The organism is Streptomyces sp. NPDC045967 (assembly GCF_056430495.1).
Window position 1 is genome coordinate 144,785 of sequence record NZ_JBWKLE010000012.1, and the last position, 16,838, is coordinate 161,622.

The following is a 16,838-nucleotide window of genomic DNA, read 5'->3' on the forward strand; positions in this document are numbered from 1 at the left end:
GCAGTGACGTACGAGCACTGCCGTACGGGCTCTGACGTGCGGGCTCTGACGCACGAGCACCGGTGTCCCCCTCATGACCGTTCCGAGGACGCCTGGATGAGGAGGAGGGCAATGTCGTCGTGCCGGGGCGCGGAGGCCGTGGCGTAGGCCACGAGAGCGTCAGCCACCTCGTCCATCGTGCGGCCCTGGACCTCGGTGAGGTGGCGGGCGAGGTCGGCGGTGGTGTCGTCGATGTCGGTGCCGGGGACTTCGACGAGTCCGTCGGTGTACAGGGCGAGCATGCTGCCGGGCGGCAGGGAGATGTCGGTGGTCGGGTAGTCGATGTCGGGGGCGATGCCGAGGAGCAGGCCCGGGGTCACTTCGAGGACCTCGGTACGGCCGTCGGGGTGGCGCAGGATCGGCGGCGGGTGCCCCGCGCTGGCGAGATGCGCGCGGTGCCGTACGGGGTCGATGTGCGCGATCAGGCAGCTGGTGAAGAGGCCGGGGTCGAGGTCGACCAGGAGCCGGTTGGTGCGGGCGAGGACTTCGCCGGGGGACGTGCCGAGGGCGGCGTGCGCGTGGACGGCGGTGCGGACCTGCCCCATGAGGGCGGCCGCCGTGATGCTGTGGCCCTGCACGTCGCCGATCGCGACGGTGACGGCCGTGCCGTCCCGGCGGATGAGGTCGTAGAAGTCTCCGCCGATGTCCATTCCGCGGCCTGCGGGCAAGTAGCGGGCGGCCACGTCCAGGCCTCGGACGGAGGGGAGGCGGTGCGGGAGGAGGACCGCTTGCAGGGTGTGGGCCAGCTCGTGCTTGGTGTCGTAGAGGCGGGCGCGGTCCAGTGCCTGGGCGACAAGGCCCGCGAGTGAGGTCAGCACGGCGCGTTCGGCGGGCGTGAAGGAGTGGGGCCGGCCGTAGGCGAGGACGAGGGAGCCGACGACACGGTCGGAGGCGATCAGCGGCAGAAAGGCCCAGGAGGCCATGTCGTCCAGATGGACGGCTGCGGGGTACTCGCGCTGCAGTTCGGCGAAGGTGGCGAAGAAGTGGGGCGTTCCGGTGCTCAGGACCCGTGCCGTCGGGGTGTGGGCGGTCAGCGGCTGGCCGTCGAGGAGGTCCATCAGGTCGGCGTCGTATCCGCGGTGACCTACGTTGCGGAGCCGGCCTTCCTCCGCGGTCAGCAAGGCCATCGCTTGGGGGCCGAAGGCGGGCACGATCTGGTCCGCGACGAGATCCACGACCTCCTGCACTCCGACGGCCTCGGTCAAGGCGGCCGCCAGGTGCATCAGATGGTAGAGGGACGTCACGCCGGCCAGTTCGGCGGAGGGCAGCGGCTGCGGCCGTACGTGTGAACCCTGCGGGCCTGCGGCCGGGGTGATGTGAACGCTGATACCGGAAGCATCCGGGTAGAGCTGGAACGACAGCCATGTGTCAGGCGGACGCAGTGCCGTGAAGGACGTGGGCTGACGGCTGACCACCGCCGCCCGGTAATGATCTTCGAAGACCGGCTCGCGCATCCACTGCAGCACCTCCCAGGGCCGGGCCCCTCGCAGGGCCGCGGCACCAGCGCCGATGAGATCGGTGGCAGCGGAGTTGATGAAGGTGATGCGGCCGTCGAGGTCCATCGCGCAGCATCCCAGCGGCAGGCGCTCGGCGAAGCTGACTCCGGCCAGCGCCTCGTCCCGGTCCGGGACACGCGCCGTGGGCGGGGCCAGAACACGGGGCGTGTCGATCGGCAGCGCCAGGCTCCCGCTGTCGGCGGCCCGGCGCAGCACCGTGCACGCCGTGGTGCGGAAGGTGTCCATCGCCGCTCGTTCGGCCGGGCTCAGTTCCGGCGGGCGGAAGGCGGGCCAGAGCAGGACGAGACCGCCCGACACGGCGGCCCCTTTCGTGATCGGGGCGGCGGCGAGCATGAAGTCGTACGGCAGCACGAGTCCCAGCCGGGGATAGCGTTGCGCGACCTCTTCCCGACCGCCCAGCCAGACCAGGCGCTCGTCCCGTATGGCGTCCGCGACGGGGACGGGTGCGCTCAGGTCGATCCGCGCCCAGGGAGCCGTGATGTGCCCCGGAGCTCCGGAGACCACCAACAGGTGCAGGACCCGCTCACCAGGCGGAAGCACGTAGACGAGGGCCACCGAAGCCCGAGTGGTCTCGACCAATTCTGCTACGGCGGCGTCCAGCTGCTCGAGGGCGGCCCCTGCGTCGGAGGCGGCGGGCTGCATGCCCCTACCCTCCTCGGGCGGCGGCGGGCGACAGCCGGGCGCGCCCGTAGCGGCTGGGGGCCGCCTCCGCGCCGATAGCCAGGCCGGCACCGATCCGCGCCCAGCCGGCACCGTCCTCCCGGTCCACCCTCACCTCCAGGTGCACCAGCTGTCCGGCCGGCTCCGGCAGCGTTGCCACCACCGCGCTGTGGCTGACGCGGGCGAGTGCGGGTGACGGGCCGTGCTGCGCCTCGGTGTGGAGGTCTTGGACGCGTCCGATCGGGGCGGCACCGGCTGCCACCGTCGCCTGCCGCGCCGAGGCGGCCTGCTGCCACCTGCGCCGTACGCGCCACGCCGCCTGGCGATGGGCCGCCCGGCCACAGCGCCGGCAGGCCGCCCTGCCGGGCTCCGGAATCCGAGCGCCGCACCCGTCGCACCGGCCGTCACCCATGGGGCGACCATATGCCCGCTGTGCGGTGACGGCATCCCCGGCCGCGCCCAGGACCGCGGCGTGACCCCGAGGCCGCCGTGGCCGCTCTCAGGGCCGCCTGGACGCCCTCACGTCCCGGGTTCCTCCACGATCATCAAGGTGCCGCGGCTGCCGGGGCGGACAGCATGTCGCGCACCGGCCGGTATCCGGTACATCTCGCCCGCCCGCACGGTGACTTCGGCCCCCTCCACCTGCAGTTCGAGCTGCCCGTCGAGCACCAGCAGGACCTCAGCAGCCCCGTGCGCCTCTTCCTGGACCGCTCTGCCGTCCATGCGCAGGACTTTCACGCAGGCCGCCCCCACCTGCCCCACGGTGCGGGAACTCCAGGCAGCCGACAGCGCGGCCGCCGTGTCCACGACGTTGATCGGACCCATCACATGCCTCCCCCGCGAGCTGCTCGCACCACGGCCCGAGCAGCCCGCCCGTCACATTCAGCGGATGCCCGGAAGCTATCCGAGCAGCGACGACCGTTGGTGGACCGTTTGGCAAAACCTGCCGCCGTCACGAAGGTCCCGCTCATCACGCCACGCTTGTACCGTGCCCCGTAGGTGGCGGCGTGGAGGTTCCTTCAGAGGTCGTGGCCCTGCGTGGTGAGCCAACGGTGGACGGCGGACTTGTCGGAGACGGTGATGTGCGCGGGGCCGGATGGAGTCGGGCCCTCATCCTCGTTGAACGCCGTCTCCGTGACCCGAGCCGTGACCCAGTCGGCCAGTTCCCGGGCGGCCGCCGGCGACAGGCGACCGTCCTCCCAATCCCGTTCGGCTTCTCGGGCAGCCGACGCCTCGTGCGACTTCGCCTCACGAAGCCACACCGGCACGAGTCGCTCGACGACCTGCTCATCCGTTGGGGGACGCGGCTGCTCACTGGATTCGCTCATCCTGCAAGACTGACATCCCGAGCCGTGCCCCGTCGGTCACCTCACCGAACGGTCCCTCCGGCGGCACACCCGCCCCGTGGGGCGATGACTGCCAGGACGCGCGCATCGCCGCACCGCAGACCGCAACCGCGCGGTTCTGCCGGCGGCAGAACGCCGCACTGACGGGACTCGGCGCCCCCTATCGTCCCTCACATGACGACAGTGACGACGCGGACGGTGGAGTACCCGGCGGACGGTCTGACCATGAGCGGGTACCTCGCGCTCCCGGCCGGTCTCGAGCGACGGCCCGCGGTCCTGCTGGGGCCCGAGGGCCTCGGGCTCAGCGAAGTCGAGCGCCGCCGAGCCGACGCCCTCGCCGAGTTGGGGTACGTGGCGCTGGCCTTCGACATCCACGGCGGGCGCGTCTTCACCGACCCCGAGGAGATGCTCGCACGCTGCATACCGCTGCTCGCTTCACCCGACCGGATGCGGGACATCGGCCATGCTGCGCTCGACGTGGTGCGCGCCGAGCCGCGGACCGACCCCGATCGGATCGCCGTCGTCGGCTACGGCACCGGGGGCGCCATCGGGCTGGAGCTGGGGCGCGACGGCGTCGACCTGCGCGCGATCGGTACGGTCAACGGCCTGATCACGGGCCGGCCGGGCGAGGCGGCGCGCATCCGCTGCCCGGTGTGGGCCGGTGTCGGGTCGGAGGACCCGATCATGCCGCCCGCGCAACGGGAGGCGTTCACTGCCGAGATGCAGGCCGCGGGCGTCGACTGGCGTCTCGTGGTCTACGGCGGTGCCTTGCACGCCTTCCACCATCCGCCGGTCGGCCATACCGTGCTTCCCGGCGTCGGCCACCACCCACGACACGCACAACGGGCCTGGCGCGACGTCGTCGACCTGCTCACCGAGTGCCTGCCCGTGACGGAGGACGGCCCGGATGCGGCTGCAGGAACTGACCGCCCGTGAACGGGAGGCCGGCGTGGGACCGGGCGCAACGCGTCTCACTCGCCCGCGAGTCCGGGCCCGGTCGCCCCGCGCCCCACCTGACATGCCGCCTCGGCTCGATCAGTCGTCGGGCCAGGCATCCCGGCTGAGCCAGGCGGGTGGCCGTCACGGCTCGGGGCCGCGTGCCACTCTGGCGTGGACGGTTTTGCCGCCCTGGGGTGTGGGGCGGACGGCCGTGTCCTCGGCCAGGTCGCGGACCAGGATCCAGCCCCATCCGCCGGCTCCGTCGGTGTGGGGTGCGCGCGTGCGGGGCGGGACGGGGCTGGAGTCGGTCACGTCGATGTCGATCCCGTGATCGTCCAGCAGCAGATCAAGGGTGCAGGGGCCGCCCGTGTGGCGGATCGCGTTGGTGACGAGCTCGCTGGTGATCAGCACGATGACGTCCGCCACGGCGCCCGGCACGGGCTGCCCCCCGTCGGCGGCCTCTTGGAGAAGGAGCAGTGCCGCGTCACGGGCGGCCGCCGCGGCCGCGGTGTCGGGCAGCAGGTCCAGATGCCGGTGGAGGGGCAGCGTCATCCACTCCTCCAGGAGAGTCGTGAAGGTCCTCGACCGGCCCCTACCCGCCCGCACCGCCGATACGGGTCCACCTGTGTACACCCCGACCAGCCGGTGCACCATCGACGGGATCACCCGGGCGTGCGGGCCGGCGCTCGCGGAGCGGGAGGGGATCGAGTGCGTGGTCGCCGATCTGCCCCCGGCGTTCGCGGGCGAGGCCGACGGCGCGTTCCTGTGCGGGACCGCGTGTGAGATCCTCCCCGTCAGCCCCTCGATGATCATCACTACGACGTCGCGGGCAACGCGGTGACACGCAGGATCGTCGCGGGCTGCCGGGAGCCGGTCCGGGGGTGCGCCCAGCTGCGCGCACCCGGCGGTCGGGTCCGGTAGCGAGCCGTCGCGACAGGGAATCAGGCCCCCTCGGGTGCCGCAACAGCAAGGGCACGTGCATGGGAGCCGTTGATGCTCTGGAAAAACTCGCACCGGTGGTGCTGGCGTTCGGCTGCGGGGTCGTTCTGGCGCGGCGGAAGGTGGTGCCGGCCGAGAGCTCCAAGGCCTTCGCGGACTACGCGTTCCTCTTCGCCGTGCCCTGCTTCCTCTTCGGGAACATCTACCGCAGCGACCTGGGGGCCCTGTTCGACTGGCGGGCCATCGGCGGCTACGCGGCCGCGGCGTGCGCCGCGGCCGCGCTGGTCGGAGTGCTGAGCTGGGCCCTGGGCGTACGCGATCCCCGGGGGGTGGCGCTGCGCATCATGGCAGCCGTCCAGGTGAACACGGCCTACTTCGCGGTGCCGGTGTTCATCATGCTGTTCGGGAACGCGGCACCGATCTTCCCGGTGCTGCTGTTCCAGGTCTGCGTGTTGTCCCTGATCATCATCTCGATCATGGAGCTGGGCCGGCCGGACCGGGTCGGGAGTCCGGCGCGGCGGCTCGGATCGGCGGTCGTCGCCTCGCTGACGACCCCTGTCGTGATCGCCTGCAACGCGGGCATCGTGCTGAACCTGCTGCCGGTCACGGTCCCCGAGGTCGTGCTCGACGGCTTCGCCTTCGTCGGCGACAGCGCCTCACCCGTCGCCCTGTTCGCCCTCGGCCTGCACCTGGGCGGGAGTGGCCTGAAGATCCGGGGCACCTCCCTCGAGGAGGTCGGGATCATCGGGTTCAAGTGCCTGGCGCTGCCGGTGATCACCTTCGCGGTGTGCCACTACGTCTTCGGGGTGGAGGGCGAGTGGCTGAGCTACCTCGTCCTGATCGCGGCGATGCCCGCGCCGCAGAACCTGTTCATCTTCGCCCAGCGCTACGACGTCGGAGTCGACATGTCGGCTTCCCTCGTCATCAAGAGCTCGGTCGTCGCGCTGCTCCTGCTGCCGCTGTGGATACAGCTGGTGGCCTGACCGGCCTGAGCCCTTCCGACACCGGCGCTCGGCCCGCAGCATGGACAGGCTGGGCGGGTTGACGCCCCGGACGCCCGCCTTCGGCGGTGACACCCAGTGGACCAACACGGTCGCCGAGCACGAGGGCCTCTCGGCGCCGCCGCGCGTGTTCGTGGTCGGGGGCCGTCTCCGTGAGGACGAGCCGCGAGCTCACGGAATCGAGGACGGAAGTGGTGGGACCGACCCTCGGTCGCCGGGCACCGGCTCGCTCCGCACCGCTGCACGTCGACGGCAGCACCACCCTCCTGCCAGAGTGTGGCCGGGCAGCGTGAAGCCCAGGTGAACGGGATGGGGAGCGATGATCGGGACAGTGTTCCGCAGTACGGACGTATCGGCGGAGGACCGGTTCGAGTACTGGCGGGAACTGGTGGGCCGCACGCACGCGCCCAGCGAGATGAGCAGTGAGTTCGCGGCCGATTTCTGGGCGGAGCAACGGCTCCTGGAGTTGGGGCCGGTGACGGTGTGGCCGGCGTCGTTCAGGCCGATGCGGTTCCTGCGGGGCGCACGGATGGTGCGGCAGTCCGACCCGGAGTTCTACCACGTGTCCCTGGTCCTCGGCGGTGAACTGGGGGTCGAGCAGGCGGGCCGGGCCGACCGGCACGGTCCGCAGGACCTGTACGTGGTCGACACCTCGCAGCCGTACGACGTCGGTCCGCCGGTCGCCGGGGACAGTCGCGTGGTCACCGGCGTGGGCGTGGAGTTCTCCAAGACGCTGCTGCCCATACCGCCGGACCGGGTCGCGGACGTGCTGGCCAGGCGGCTGTCGGGAAGGGAGGGGGTGGGCGCCCTCCTGACGGGCTTCCTCACCGGCCTGCACCAGCAGGCCGACTCCCTCCAACCCTCCGACGTACCGCGCTTGGGCACCGGTCTGCTCGACCTGCTGCTGGCCTGGTTCGCCCACGTCCTCGACTCCGAGAACGCGTTGCCCCCGGAGACCCGCGAGAGAACCCTGACCACCCGGATACGCGCTTTCGTCCGGCAGAACCTCCATGATCCGGGACTGACCCCGCCCGTGATCGCCGCCGCGCACCACATCTCCCTCAGCTACCTCCACCGCCTCTTCCAGAACCACCGCCAGGGCGAGAGCGAGACGGTCGCAGCCTGGATCCGCAGCCAACGCCTGGAAGGCGCCCGCCGAGACCTGGCCGACCCCGCGCTGCGCGCCACCCCGGTGCACAGCATCGCCAGCCGCTGGGGCATGTGCAGACCGGCCGACTTCAGCCGCGCCTTTCGCACCACCTACGGCGTATCGCCCTCGGGATACCGCCGCCAGGAACTTTCCGGGCGTGAGTAGACGCAGATCCAAGTGGCAGTGGACTCCAGGCCAACGACACGAGCGGGTTCCGCGCACATGATGGAGAACACGCGGACACGCGGGGCACACGGACGAACCACTGCGGAGCCGACGGTGGGACCGCGCGCCCATCAACCGCCGTGAACTGAGGGGTCCTTACATTGAAATCCTGACCGCTGTCCATGTCGGCGCTGCTCGCCGCACCTGTGATCGCTCTGGTGGTGGCGTCCGAAGCGCACTGAGGCAGGACGTGCAGAACATGAACCACCGGATCACGGTGTGCACGGTGGACGGGCTGGGCAACACCGCTCACCACCCGTGCTCCGGCTGGAGGACCTGCGCGGAGAGATCTTCCACCAGCACGCGGATCAGGGCGCAACCGAGCCCTGGATCCAGGGGCCGCACCTCGGACGGCCAGATCGTGCCGCGCTCCGCGGGGGAGTGAGCGGCCCGGTACGGCCGATGTGGTGGTGGGCCGCTGCGGAGGCCGCATGGTGCGCAGACGCGGCGGCCCTTCGTGCGAGCCCCCACCACCGTGCGGTACGTGCCGTCACGTGACGCCGGCGTGACGTGGTGCCGGGTGACGTGACGCACGGTTGGCGCTCGCGAACGCGCCCTCGGTACACGCCCTTTGGGTAGGGTGAATGAATGATCCAATGTCGTCGTGCCGGCGTCGCGGACGGGACGGTCCTGGGCGAGATTCACGCTGCCGCCTGGGAGCAGTCGTACGCACCCTTCTTCGAGGCGGACTTCGCCGCCCGCCAGGTCGCGAGCCGACGCACCCGGTGGCACGACAGGGTCGCCCTGGAGACCCCGGTGATTCTGGTCGCCGAGTGGGAGGGCAGGCCACTGGCGCTGTCCTCGTTCGCACCGTCCACCACGCGGCCGGGGATGGCCGAGATCCTCAGTTTCTACAACCATCCCGATGGCTGGGGCAGCGGTGTCGCCGCCGCCCTGATGGCCGAGACCTTGCGGCACCTGCGCGCCGAAGGGTTCGCCCAGGTGCACTTGTGGACCCTGCGGGACACCGCCCAGTCCCGGCGCTTCTACGCGAAGTCCGGCTTCCGGGCGAGCGGCGCGGCACGAAGCTGCGACTTCGGCGAGGGGAACTTCCTCGAGCAAGTCGAGTACGAACGTCCCTGCCGGTGATGGACCGGACCTGAACGCAACCGGAGCGAATCCCGCCCCGGCGTACGCCGCCCGCCCCGCACGCGGGCATCAGAAGGAACCCTCACATCGGCTGCAGGAGGACGGACGCCGTGCTCACCGCACACCAGTGGATCGACGCCCTCGGCCTGGAAGCCCATGTGGAGGGCGGGTACTTCCGCCGGACCTTCCAAGCGGACCACCGCCCCCGGATCCGCACGCCAGACGGCGACCGCTACACCCTCACCTCCATCCACTACCTGCTCACGCACTGGTCGCCGGTCGGCCACTGGCACCTGAACCGGTCCGACATCCTGCACTTCCACCACCACGGCGAGCCGGTCACCTACCACCTGATCCACCCCGACGGCTGCCACTCCACCGCCGTCCTCGGGCCGGACCCCCGCCGAGGACACGTCCTGACCCTGGCTGTAGCGGGAGGCGTCTGGAAGGCCTCCCACCTCACGGCAGGAGACCACGCCCTGATCAGCGAAGCCGTCGCGCCCGGCTTCGACTACGCCGACATGACCCTGGGGCACCCCGACGACCTCGTCACCCGCTTCCCGGCGCATGCCGAGCTCATCCAGCGCTACTGCCGACCCACCCGGCCGGACGCAGCGGCCACTCCCCCGGCGTAACCGGCCTCCCGTGGCCGCCCCCGGCCGGCGCAGGCACCCGGAAGGCCGTCACCGAGTCCGGATCGGCTGGGTGAGGTTCACCGGGTTGCCGTCGGGGTCCTGGATGTGGGCGACGCGCTGTCCCCACGGCATGTCGGTGGGGCCGCCACTGAGCGAGCCGCCGAGCGCCGTCACCCGGTCGAGCAGCGCATCGACGTCGTCCACAGCGATGCTGAGCAGGATCCGCGGTGCCGCCCCGGTCCCCTCAGCCGCCTTGGTCACCAGCCCGAGGTCGGTGTCACCGATGCGCAAGCCGAGGTAGAAGGCCGGCCCCTCCTCCGGTACCCGGAAGATCTCCTCGGCGCCGAACAGTTCCGTGTAGAAGCGGCGCAGGACATCCTGGTCGGCGGTCAAGATCACTGGCTGGATGGTGGACATGTCACTCCTTGACAGAACGGTCGTGTCACCGGGTAGACCGTTCGAGGGCGGTGAACTCATCGGCCGTCACCCCACTGCGTGGCCACACCGGCAGCCCAGAGTCATGGCCGAGGCGCTTTTGGGCGGTGGCGGGGCTGACGGCGGGCCGTTCGGACCAGTCGAAATGGCGGCGCCGGGCAGGGCGCGCGACGGTGTGGGCAGCGCCGACAGCAGTTGGTGCTTCCACCACCGCGCCCGCGAAGGGGACCCGCATGTCCGAACGCAATACCGTCCTACGCAGCCTGCACGACGTGGGGCTGGCCGCCTGGTTCGGTGGCTCTTTGATGGGCGCCGTCGGCCTCAACGGTGCTGCGAAGGAGCAAGGCCCCAGCTGGGAGGAGGGGGCGCGGATCGCCAGCTCGGGGTGGGCGAAGTGGACGCCGGTCAGCGCCGCGGCGATCGGCCTCCACCTGGTCGGGTCCGGTGGCCTGCTCGGCGCCAATGCCGCCCGTGTAGCCACGCAGAGCGGAGTGGCCGCGTCCACACTGGCCAAGACGGTCCTGACCGGCGCGGCCCTGGCCGCGACCGCGTACGCCCGGATGCTCGGCAAGAAGATCGAGCAGGCTTCCTCCGACAACCCTCAGGACCGCGAGCAGGCCGACCGCTCCTCCATCGACCTCAAGCAGGCCGAACAGCAGCTGGCCCGCATCCAGTGGGTTGTACCTGCCCTGACCGGGGGCCTGCTGGTCCTCAACGCCCTGCACGGGGAGCAGCAGCGTCCCAGCGAGCAGGCCCACGGCATGTGGCAGCGCTACCGGAGCGTGGCCCCCCATATGCCGTCGCCGGGCGACTGGCACTTCTCCCACTGACCTGCCGTCACCGTGCACCGCCCGTGACGCGCACCCAGCGTGCCCCCACGTGTTCTCGGGCGGCGGCTTCCGAGTGAACTCTCGAACCCGTTCGAGGTGCTCGGTGGCGTAAGGACGGGTGACAGCCGACCGCGATCCTATGGGTCCGCCTTGGTGACGGACGGTGACATCTGTCATCGTCCGTCACCACAGTCGCGTTTTCGGCACCTGCAGCCCCGATACCGAACCGCACTTGCGGCCCTGTCCAACTGAGCCCCCCACGGGAACGGCCGCTTCGCCCAGATCGCCTACACCACGCTCAAGCGCTTCGCGCCGGGGGGACGCGGTGAATCGACGGACGGTGCCCGCCCGGCCCGGCCCTTGCGTTCCTCGCGGCCGACCGGGAGGCGGGTCGGGTGGATTGGGCGGTCCTCGGCGTCGTTCCACGAAAAAGAAGCCGTGCCGTTCACCCGGAGATGTCACCATGCGATGTCATGGCTCATGACAGCACGACGACATTCCTGGCAGGCCAGACGGGGCTCATCGTTCGGATTCCGGAAGCGGAGTCGGCGGTCCGCACGTGGCGCGAACAGCTTGACCCCTCAGCTCGGGCCGGGGTCCCGGCACACGTCACCGTGCTCTTCCCGTTCCTCGCGGAAGACCGAATGGATGCGCGCGTCCACTCCGCTCTCGCCGACGTGCTGGGCGACCACCCGGCCTTTGACCTGCGGTTCGAGAAAACCGGCCGCCTCCCGGAAGTGCTGTACCTGGCCCCCGACCCTGACGTGCACTTGCGGCAGCTCACAGAGGCGATCGTCGACCGCTGGCCCGAGGCTCCGCCGTACGGCGGCCGGTTCGCCGAGATCGTGCCGCACCTGTCCGTGGCCCAAGGTCAGGACGATGCCGTCCTGACCCGGATCGAGGTCGACCTCGCTTCCGGACTCCCGTTCACGTCTCGCGTCACCTCCGTCGAACTGATGGTCCACGGCGGTGTGAGATGGCAAGAACGGGCTTCGTTCGCACTCGGTGACTGAGGCAGGCCATGCGCCCGGCCCGGTCGGATGCCCGTCGGGGCAGCGGATTGCTCCCGCCGGATCCGTCGCCAACGGAGCAAGTTCCACGACGGGCGTCGGCGCACCTCCCCCAGGGCTCGGGCCTGCGGCAAGCCGGCCCGCCTCAACGCACGCCCGTACGGGTCAGACCTCCCTCACCGAGGAGGTCCGCGGCCGGCCCGTACCCCTTCGACCCGACAGCGGCACCGCGTGACACCTCACCCGGGACACCCACCATGGCTCTACAGGTGTAGAGTTCCCCTCGACCTCTACACCTGTAGAGGTCAGATGCGCGAAGGAGCCCCCGTGAGTGCAACACCGAAACCCGTCCCGAGCCACCAACCCGATCCCGTACGCCCCTTCACATGGGGTGCCGCCGGTTTCATCCTGCTGGGTGCGGGCCATCTCGCCCTCACAGCCGTTGGGGAACTCAGCGAGCCGACCGCACAGCAGCAGGCGTCATCAGCGGCCATGCGAGCGTCGACCATGACGCTGCTCGGCCTTGAGCGCAGTACCTTCGAGATCGTTCACGGCATGAGCCTCGCCATGGCCCTGTTCGCCATCGCATGCGGGCTCCTTGCCCTCACTGCCGTTCGGCACTGCCCGACACTGGTCCAGCACCGCGGCGCGTTCGGCTGGATACACCTGGCCGCCTCGCTCGTCACCTTGGCGATAGCCCTGGTCTTCCTGCCCGCTCCGCCCATCATCGTCCTCGGCATGACCAGTTGCGCCTTCGCCTTGTCCACCTACCGGGCGGCGAAGCCCTGACCCACCTCAACCCGAAGTTCGAAGAACAGACCTGGAGGCGCGCGTCGAAGAAGCTGCCATGCGTCTGGGCTGCGGGTGCGGGCGAGGGCGGCTCGGTGGCGTTCGGTGTGCAGTTCGGGCAAGCTCACGCGCATGGTTTCGGTATTGCAGAACGTGGCGATTGACTGTGCGGATGCCTACGAGTTGGCCAGGTTCTGGAGCGGGGTGACGGGTCGTCCGCTCCATCCAGAGGACAGGCCGGGTGCTCGGGAGACCCAGGTACTGCTGGCGGAGGGCCCAGTGCTGTACTTCAATCAGGTGCCCGAGGCCAAGACGATCAAGAACCGGCTCCACCTGTGCTTGCGCCCGGAGACCTCGCGGGACGAGGAGGTGGAACGGCTGATCGGCCTCGGTGCCGCCTTGGTCGCCGATCACCGGAATCCCGACGGTTCGGGCTGGGCCGTCCTTGCCGATCCGGAAGGCAACGAATTCTGCGTTCTCCGGAGCGAGTCCGATCGAACCACGACGGGCTCGTGACGCCGTGCGCCACCCCGCCGATGTCGTGCGGCCGCTCTTCCCGGCCTCCCAACCGCTCGCCGATCACTGCTACGAGGACGGTTTCTCGTAGCGGTCCGGGATCCTGTCGTACGTCTGCGGCCATGGCGCGGCGCCATGGCCCACCACCGCCATGACGAGGCCGGAACCCGCCTTGCTGCGCTTGTGAGTTGGAGGATGCTGGGGATGCGCCAAGGCGCCCCACTTCGGCGGCAGGAGGCCGGTCGGTGTTACGTATTCACTTCACGGCGGAAGACCTCGCCAGGACACGGGTGGCCGCAACAATCGGCGTCGCAGCCGAGGTCTACTACAGCCTGGAGCTCCTGAGGGACAACCGCGGGCTTCCGCACTTCCGTTCGTGGCGGTCGGCAATCGTGGGCCAGATGGGAGCGGACACGCGCCCCCTGACGTCCCTGGTGCCCCTGCGCGGACCCGGGCTCGATCTGCTGGCCCTGATGGGCGATGTCCCCTCGCTGGACCACGCCTTGGACAATCTGCTGCACACTCCGGTGTCCCGGCTGCGACGGGAGTTCGAGGGGCTCGAGTTCCACCCCGGACACCTGTCCTGGGCCAGGCGGGTGTCCGAGGGTGACCGCGAAGCCCGGCGGGAGCTCGCCGGGGCCGTGCGGGCCTGCCATCGGCTGACCGTGGAGCCCTACTGGGATCGGGGGCGGTCCGAACTGGTCGCGCTGTCGACCCGTTGCGCGAACCTGATGCTGGAGGGAGGCATCGATCTGCTGCTGCGTTCGGTCTGCGCACCGCTGGTCCGCTGGCGTCCACCGGTGCTCGAAGCTCCCTACCCGCGCTCGGTCGAGGTGCGTCTCCAGGGAAGGGGGCTGATCATCACGCCCACGGTCTTCTCCGAGCACGCGGTGAGCCTCCTGTGGAACCCGCTCGATACCGCGCAGCCACCCCGACTGACCGTACCGGCTCTGCGCAGGCCGCTGACCGGCTCCGGGTCGATGGAAGCGGACGGCTCCGCCATGCGGAACCTGGCATCCCTCCTCGGCCGGACGCGCGCCGGCGTCCTGCACCTGACGGCAGAAGGCTGCACGACGAGCGAGCTGGCCCGCCGCCTCAACGTCACGGCCGCGGCGGCAAGTCAGCACGCGACAGTGCTGCGGAACACGGGCCTCATCACCACCAGCCGCCGAGGCGGGTCCGTGCTGCACTCCATCACCCCCTTGGGGCTGGCCTTGCTGCGGACCGGTGTCCTGGGGGAACCGTGAGGCTGCCCGCCCCCCTTTAAGCCGTGGCTTAAGAGGTGGGCCGCGGGCGGCCGACCCGTCCAGGATGTGAAGCCGCAACCGGCTCATCCCACCCTGGAGATCGTATGAAGACCCCTCTCGCCGCCGCGCTCGGTTCGGTCGTGCTGGCCGCGGGCGCGTTACTGGGAGCTCCCGCCGCCAGCGCGCAGACCACCGCCTACCCCACCAACCCTGTCGACGTGACGTACGGCGCCAGCTACATCCGCGGCACCCTGACCTGGTACAACCGGGGGGTCGGTTTCGATGGCGTACTCCGGGCCGTTGGCTGTCGCAGGGCGTGGTTCGGCACATACGGAGCCTCCGGCAACCTGCTCGCCGCCAGGAGCACCAGCACCAAGTGCGACGTGACGTACCCCATCAATGTCGGAATCCCCGCGGATGTCCCCGGTGGGGCCGCGTCTGTCATCGTCTGCCTGGACGACGCGGACGCGAACCCGCTCAAGTGCACCCGGTACTACCGGCCCTGACGGTCCGGGCGACCGGCCGCGTGGTGACAACGCCATCGGTTGACGGGGGTGCCGGTCCCAGGACAGGCGCCCGACCGGATCGTCCGTACCGGGTCCCGGCGGCAGCATCGGTGATCCATCAGGCTCCGGGGTGCCGGTACGACTGCCGCGACTGGCCGTGCGCTTCCCCGGGAGCGCCGCCTGCCGCTTGGACCTGCAACTGTGCGGCCCACTCCTTGGGCACCTCCTGCTCCATGCCGCAGAACGTGCACTGTGTTGCATAGTTCGTCGAGACGGGGAACAGCGGCACGAAGAACAGCGTGAACTTGCTGACGCGCTTCCTGAGCGTGTGCGCGGCGGCGTTACCGCAGTGACGGCAGGTCAAGGTCAGTATCGCGAGCTGGTACAGGTACAGCTTGGTGCCAAAGATGATCATGAGTCGGCCCTTCCCGTATGCGAGCCCACCGCCCGGCGGAAGACGCCGGCCGAGACCCCTCTTCGCCATGAGGCGGGCGGCGGCTACACGGTCGCCGCCCGCCTCCTCACCGTAGCCGGGCTCGTCCTCGGGATCAGCTGCTCGGAGGCATGGGGTGGCAGGTGCCGCCACGCACCATTTCCAGGTGCATGGCCACGATCGGGCGGGCCTTCTGGGCCGCTGCCGTCGTCTCGGCGTCCGCGCCACGGCTGATCTGCTCGTCTATCCGGGCCAGCGTCTTGGTGTGGGCGTCCTCTTGCGCGGCCAGCCATGCCTGGTCGTAGGCGGCAGTGCCCGCCTTCGCCTTGATGTCGGCCAGTACGGTCTGCTGCTCCTGCGTGGCGGCGTCGGGCAACGTCACGTTGCCCTCCTTGGCCAGCGCGGTGAGATCCGCGTCGAGCTTGGTGTGGTCACGCACCAGGGCGGCTCCCGCGTCCTTCACACAGGTTCCCTCGGCGTTCTTCTGCGCATCCTGGCCGGCGGCGATCTCCGCCAGGTTGCCCTGGTGCGCCGTACGGACGTACTCGGCGTCCGAGCTGCCCGGCGTCGGAGCCGCCACGACCGAAGACGCACCGGCACCCGTCAAGGCTGCGGCAAGCACCGCTGCGGTCAACCATCTGCTGCTGCGCATCATTGCTCCTCCTTGCTCCGCATGGCCGCGCCCGCCGTGGCTTCCGGAGAGAAGCCGGTCACGACGCGGCCGTCTCGCCCGGCGCCTGTCCACCCACCTCGGGGCCAAACACCCTCAGCGGCGGGTCTCGGTTCCGGGACGGCGTACGGTCTCGGCTCGGCGGTCGGTGCGGATGATCAGCAACGAGACCAGCGAGCACGCCAGGAGTACGGAGCCGACGGCGATGTCGAGGACGAGATTGCCGTTGTCCACAGCGGTCTTCTGGAGCCCCAGAACGAACGGAGAAACGATCATCCACAGGCCCGCCAGGCCGATGACCGCGTCGGAGCGCCAGCCGCTGCCCCGGTAGATCCGCAGGCCGACCACGAACAGCAGGAAGCCCCCGATCACCGCCTCGTTGATCTGTGCGTCCTTCGCTCCGTCATGGGTCGCCATCGGAAAGATCCACAGGGCGGCGGAGGCGGCGAGCATGATCAGCCCGATCACCTGATCGTGGACGCCCTGCCGGAAGGCGTGTGCCTGCGCCGGTGGAACCGCGGCGTGGTGGGAGCGGGAAGGCGCGTGGGAGTGGGAGTGGTAGATGGCCATAGCGTCAACCTCCTGACGATGGCCTACCCGGACCGGGAAGGAACATCCTGCCGGGGCAGCCCGAGCTTGAAGCGCCGCCTGCGAAACCGGCCCGGCTCCTGTCGAGCGAACGCAGGAAACCCACTCGATCGGCCGATCACGATGAGTGAGCCAATCGGGTCACAGCGCGCCTGCCGTATGGCTCGCCGTCACGTTCCGTAGTACACCTGTAAACCGCGCGTAAGGCTTGCGGCGGCGGGTACTCGCGCGTCCGCCCGTGTGATCTGCCCGTCTGAACCGATGCAAAGGAATC

At 70.3% G+C, this 16,838-nt stretch carries 21 protein-coding genes; 12 read left to right on the forward strand and 9 right to left on the reverse strand.

Features of this window, described 5'->3' with window-relative positions; translation table 11 throughout:
• Window positions 1-71 precede the first annotated feature (71 nt).
• From AC07FY_RS22820 to AC07FY_RS22835, 4 genes are all read right to left on the reverse strand, one after another.
• A complete protein-coding gene (locus AC07FY_RS22820) occupies window positions 72-2,198 on the reverse strand; it encodes a PP2C family protein-serine/threonine phosphatase (protein ID WP_479008965.1) in 2,127 nt (708 codons plus the stop codon).
• 4 nt (window positions 2,199-2,202) lie between these two features.
• Complete coding sequence (locus AC07FY_RS22825; protein WP_479008966.1) at window positions 2,203-2,478, reverse strand: hypothetical protein; 276 nt, start codon at window positions 2,476-2,478, stop codon at window positions 2,203-2,205.
• A gap of 257 nt (window positions 2,479-2,735) precedes the next feature.
• Window positions 2,736-3,041 carry a cupin domain-containing protein gene (locus AC07FY_RS22830; RefSeq protein ID WP_479008968.1) on the reverse strand — a complete coding sequence of 102 codons (306 nt, stop codon included), beginning with the start codon at window positions 3,039-3,041 and terminating at the stop codon, window positions 2,736-2,738.
• A gap of 194 nt (window positions 3,042-3,235) precedes the next feature.
• Window positions 3,236-3,544, reverse strand: coding sequence for a hypothetical protein (locus tag AC07FY_RS22835; protein ID WP_479008970.1), 309 nt, complete (start codon window positions 3,542-3,544; stop codon window positions 3,236-3,238).
• A gap of 192 nt (window positions 3,545-3,736) precedes the next feature.
• Between AC07FY_RS22835 and AC07FY_RS22840 the strand changes: the two genes are divergently transcribed.
• Window positions 3,737-4,498 (forward strand): dienelactone hydrolase family protein, encoded by a 762-nt coding sequence (locus tag AC07FY_RS22840; RefSeq protein ID WP_479008971.1) that lies wholly within the window; start codon window positions 3,737-3,739, stop codon window positions 4,496-4,498.
• Window positions 4,499-4,642: 144 nt separating this feature from the next.
• On the opposite strand, the gene AC07FY_RS22845 is transcribed toward AC07FY_RS22840, so the two are convergent.
• Window positions 4,643-5,053 carry an ATP-binding protein gene (locus AC07FY_RS22845; RefSeq protein ID WP_479008973.1) on the reverse strand — a complete coding sequence of 137 codons (411 nt, stop codon included), beginning with the start codon at window positions 5,051-5,053 and terminating at the stop codon, window positions 4,643-4,645.
• 73 nt (window positions 5,054-5,126) lie between these two features.
• Between AC07FY_RS22845 and AC07FY_RS22850 the strand changes: the two genes are divergently transcribed.
• The 5 genes from AC07FY_RS22850 (at window position 5,127) to AC07FY_RS22870 (ending at window position 9,540) form a co-directional block, all read left to right on the forward strand.
• Window positions 5,127-5,342: an aminotransferase class IV gene (locus AC07FY_RS22850; protein WP_479008975.1), complete on the forward strand. Its 216-nt coding sequence runs from the start codon at window positions 5,127-5,129 to the stop codon at window positions 5,340-5,342.
• 139 nt (window positions 5,343-5,481) lie between these two features.
• Window positions 5,482-6,423 carry an AEC family transporter gene (locus AC07FY_RS22855; RefSeq protein WP_479008977.1) on the forward strand — a complete coding sequence of 314 codons (942 nt, stop codon included), beginning with the start codon at window positions 5,482-5,484 and terminating at the stop codon, window positions 6,421-6,423.
• 337 nt (window positions 6,424-6,760) lie between these two features.
• Window positions 6,761-7,756 carry an AraC-like ligand-binding domain-containing protein gene (locus tag AC07FY_RS22860; protein ID WP_479008979.1) on the forward strand — a complete coding sequence of 332 codons (996 nt, stop codon included), beginning with the start codon at window positions 6,761-6,763 and terminating at the stop codon, window positions 7,754-7,756.
• Window positions 7,757-8,404: 648 nt separating this feature from the next.
• The gene (locus tag AC07FY_RS22865) at window positions 8,405-8,905 is read left to right on the forward strand and encodes an N-acetyltransferase family protein (protein ID WP_479008981.1); all 501 of its coding nucleotides are present in this window, start codon (window positions 8,405-8,407) and stop codon (window positions 8,903-8,905) included.
• 110 nt (window positions 8,906-9,015) lie between these two features.
• Entirely contained in the window at window positions 9,016-9,540 is a 525-nt protein-coding gene (locus AC07FY_RS22870) for a cupin domain-containing protein (RefSeq protein WP_479008985.1), read from the forward strand.
• A gap of 48 nt (window positions 9,541-9,588) precedes the next feature.
• Here AC07FY_RS22870 and AC07FY_RS22875 read toward each other — a convergent pair whose 3' ends face one another.
• Complete coding sequence (locus tag AC07FY_RS22875) at window positions 9,589-9,957, reverse strand: VOC family protein (RefSeq protein ID WP_479008987.1); 369 nt, start codon at window positions 9,955-9,957, stop codon at window positions 9,589-9,591.
• 251 nt (window positions 9,958-10,208) lie between these two features.
• Here AC07FY_RS22875 and AC07FY_RS22880 point away from each other — a divergent pair, with 251 nt between their 5' ends.
• From AC07FY_RS22880 to AC07FY_RS22905, 6 genes are all read left to right on the forward strand, one after another.
• The gene (locus AC07FY_RS22880) at window positions 10,209-10,805 is read left to right on the forward strand and encodes a hypothetical protein (protein ID WP_479008989.1); all 597 of its coding nucleotides are present in this window, start codon (window positions 10,209-10,211) and stop codon (window positions 10,803-10,805) included.
• Between the two features lie 473 nt (window positions 10,806-11,278).
• On the forward strand, window positions 11,279-11,818 hold the full coding sequence (locus tag AC07FY_RS22885; protein ID WP_479008990.1) for a 2'-5' RNA ligase family protein: 540 nt from the start codon (window positions 11,279-11,281) through the stop codon (window positions 11,816-11,818).
• A gap of 324 nt (window positions 11,819-12,142) precedes the next feature.
• Window positions 12,143-12,604 (forward strand): LIC_13387 family protein, encoded by a 462-nt coding sequence (locus AC07FY_RS22890; RefSeq protein WP_479008992.1) that lies wholly within the window; start codon window positions 12,143-12,145, stop codon window positions 12,602-12,604.
• 132 nt (window positions 12,605-12,736) lie between these two features.
• The gene (locus AC07FY_RS22895; protein ID WP_479008994.1) at window positions 12,737-13,120 is read left to right on the forward strand and encodes a VOC family protein; all 384 of its coding nucleotides are present in this window, start codon (window positions 12,737-12,739) and stop codon (window positions 13,118-13,120) included.
• Window positions 13,121-13,365: 245 nt separating this feature from the next.
• Complete coding sequence (locus AC07FY_RS22900; RefSeq protein ID WP_479008996.1) at window positions 13,366-14,367, forward strand: ArsR/SmtB family transcription factor; 1,002 nt, start codon at window positions 13,366-13,368, stop codon at window positions 14,365-14,367.
• 104 nt (window positions 14,368-14,471) lie between these two features.
• Window positions 14,472-14,873, forward strand: a complete 402-nt coding sequence (locus tag AC07FY_RS22905; RefSeq protein WP_479008998.1) for a hypothetical protein — start codon at window positions 14,472-14,474, stop codon at window positions 14,871-14,873.
• A 118-nt stretch (window positions 14,874-14,991) separates the two neighbouring features.
• Here AC07FY_RS22905 and AC07FY_RS22910 read toward each other — a convergent pair whose 3' ends face one another.
• From AC07FY_RS22910 to AC07FY_RS22920, 3 genes are all read right to left on the reverse strand, one after another.
• Window positions 14,992-15,288 (reverse strand): zinc-ribbon domain-containing protein, encoded by a 297-nt coding sequence (locus AC07FY_RS22910; RefSeq protein ID WP_479009000.1) that lies wholly within the window; start codon window positions 15,286-15,288, stop codon window positions 14,992-14,994.
• 133 nt (window positions 15,289-15,421) lie between these two features.
• Complete coding sequence (locus AC07FY_RS22915; protein ID WP_479009002.1) at window positions 15,422-15,886, reverse strand: DUF4142 domain-containing protein; 465 nt, start codon at window positions 15,884-15,886, stop codon at window positions 15,422-15,424.
• A 186-nt stretch (window positions 15,887-16,072) separates the two neighbouring features.
• The gene (locus AC07FY_RS22920; protein ID WP_479009004.1) at window positions 16,073-16,546 is read right to left on the reverse strand and encodes an SPW repeat domain-containing protein; all 474 of its coding nucleotides are present in this window, start codon (window positions 16,544-16,546) and stop codon (window positions 16,073-16,075) included.
• Window positions 16,547-16,838: the final 292 nt, after the last annotated feature.

Excerpts from the sequence above, each read along its gene's own strand:
- AC07FY_RS22820 (WP_479008965.1), bottom strand. The coding sequence starts at position 2,198 with ATGCAGCCCGCCGCCTCCGACGCAGGGGCCGCCCTCGAGCAGCTGGAC.
- AC07FY_RS22830 (WP_479008968.1), bottom strand. The coding sequence starts at position 3,041 with ATGGGTCCGATCAACGTCGTGGACACGGCGGCCGCGCTGTCGGCTGCC.
- AC07FY_RS22835 (WP_479008970.1), bottom strand. The coding sequence starts at position 3,544 with ATGAGCGAATCCAGTGAGCAGCCGCGTCCCCCAACGGATGAGCAGGTC.
- AC07FY_RS22840 (WP_479008971.1), top strand. The coding sequence starts at position 3,737 with ATGACGACAGTGACGACGCGGACGGTGGAGTACCCGGCGGACGGTCTG.
- AC07FY_RS22845 (WP_479008973.1), bottom strand. The coding sequence starts at position 5,053 with ATGACGCTGCCCCTCCACCGGCATCTGGACCTGCTGCCCGACACCGCG.
- AC07FY_RS22855 (WP_479008977.1), top strand. The coding sequence starts at position 5,482 with ATGGGAGCCGTTGATGCTCTGGAAAAACTCGCACCGGTGGTGCTGGCG.
- AC07FY_RS22860 (WP_479008979.1), top strand. The coding sequence starts at position 6,761 with ATGATCGGGACAGTGTTCCGCAGTACGGACGTATCGGCGGAGGACCGG.
- AC07FY_RS22865 (WP_479008981.1), top strand. The coding sequence starts at position 8,405 with ATGATCCAATGTCGTCGTGCCGGCGTCGCGGACGGGACGGTCCTGGGC.
- AC07FY_RS22875 (WP_479008987.1), bottom strand. The coding sequence starts at position 9,957 with ATGTCCACCATCCAGCCAGTGATCTTGACCGCCGACCAGGATGTCCTG.
- AC07FY_RS22880 (WP_479008989.1), top strand. The coding sequence starts at position 10,209 with ATGTCCGAACGCAATACCGTCCTACGCAGCCTGCACGACGTGGGGCTG.
- AC07FY_RS22885 (WP_479008990.1), top strand. The coding sequence starts at position 11,279 with ATGGCTCATGACAGCACGACGACATTCCTGGCAGGCCAGACGGGGCTC.
- AC07FY_RS22895 (WP_479008994.1), top strand. The coding sequence starts at position 12,737 with ATGGTTTCGGTATTGCAGAACGTGGCGATTGACTGTGCGGATGCCTAC.
- AC07FY_RS22905 (WP_479008998.1), top strand. The coding sequence starts at position 14,472 with ATGAAGACCCCTCTCGCCGCCGCGCTCGGTTCGGTCGTGCTGGCCGCG.
- AC07FY_RS22910 (WP_479009000.1), bottom strand. The coding sequence starts at position 15,288 with ATGATCATCTTTGGCACCAAGCTGTACCTGTACCAGCTCGCGATACTG.
- AC07FY_RS22920 (WP_479009004.1), bottom strand. The coding sequence starts at position 16,546 with ATGGCCATCTACCACTCCCACTCCCACGCGCCTTCCCGCTCCCACCAC.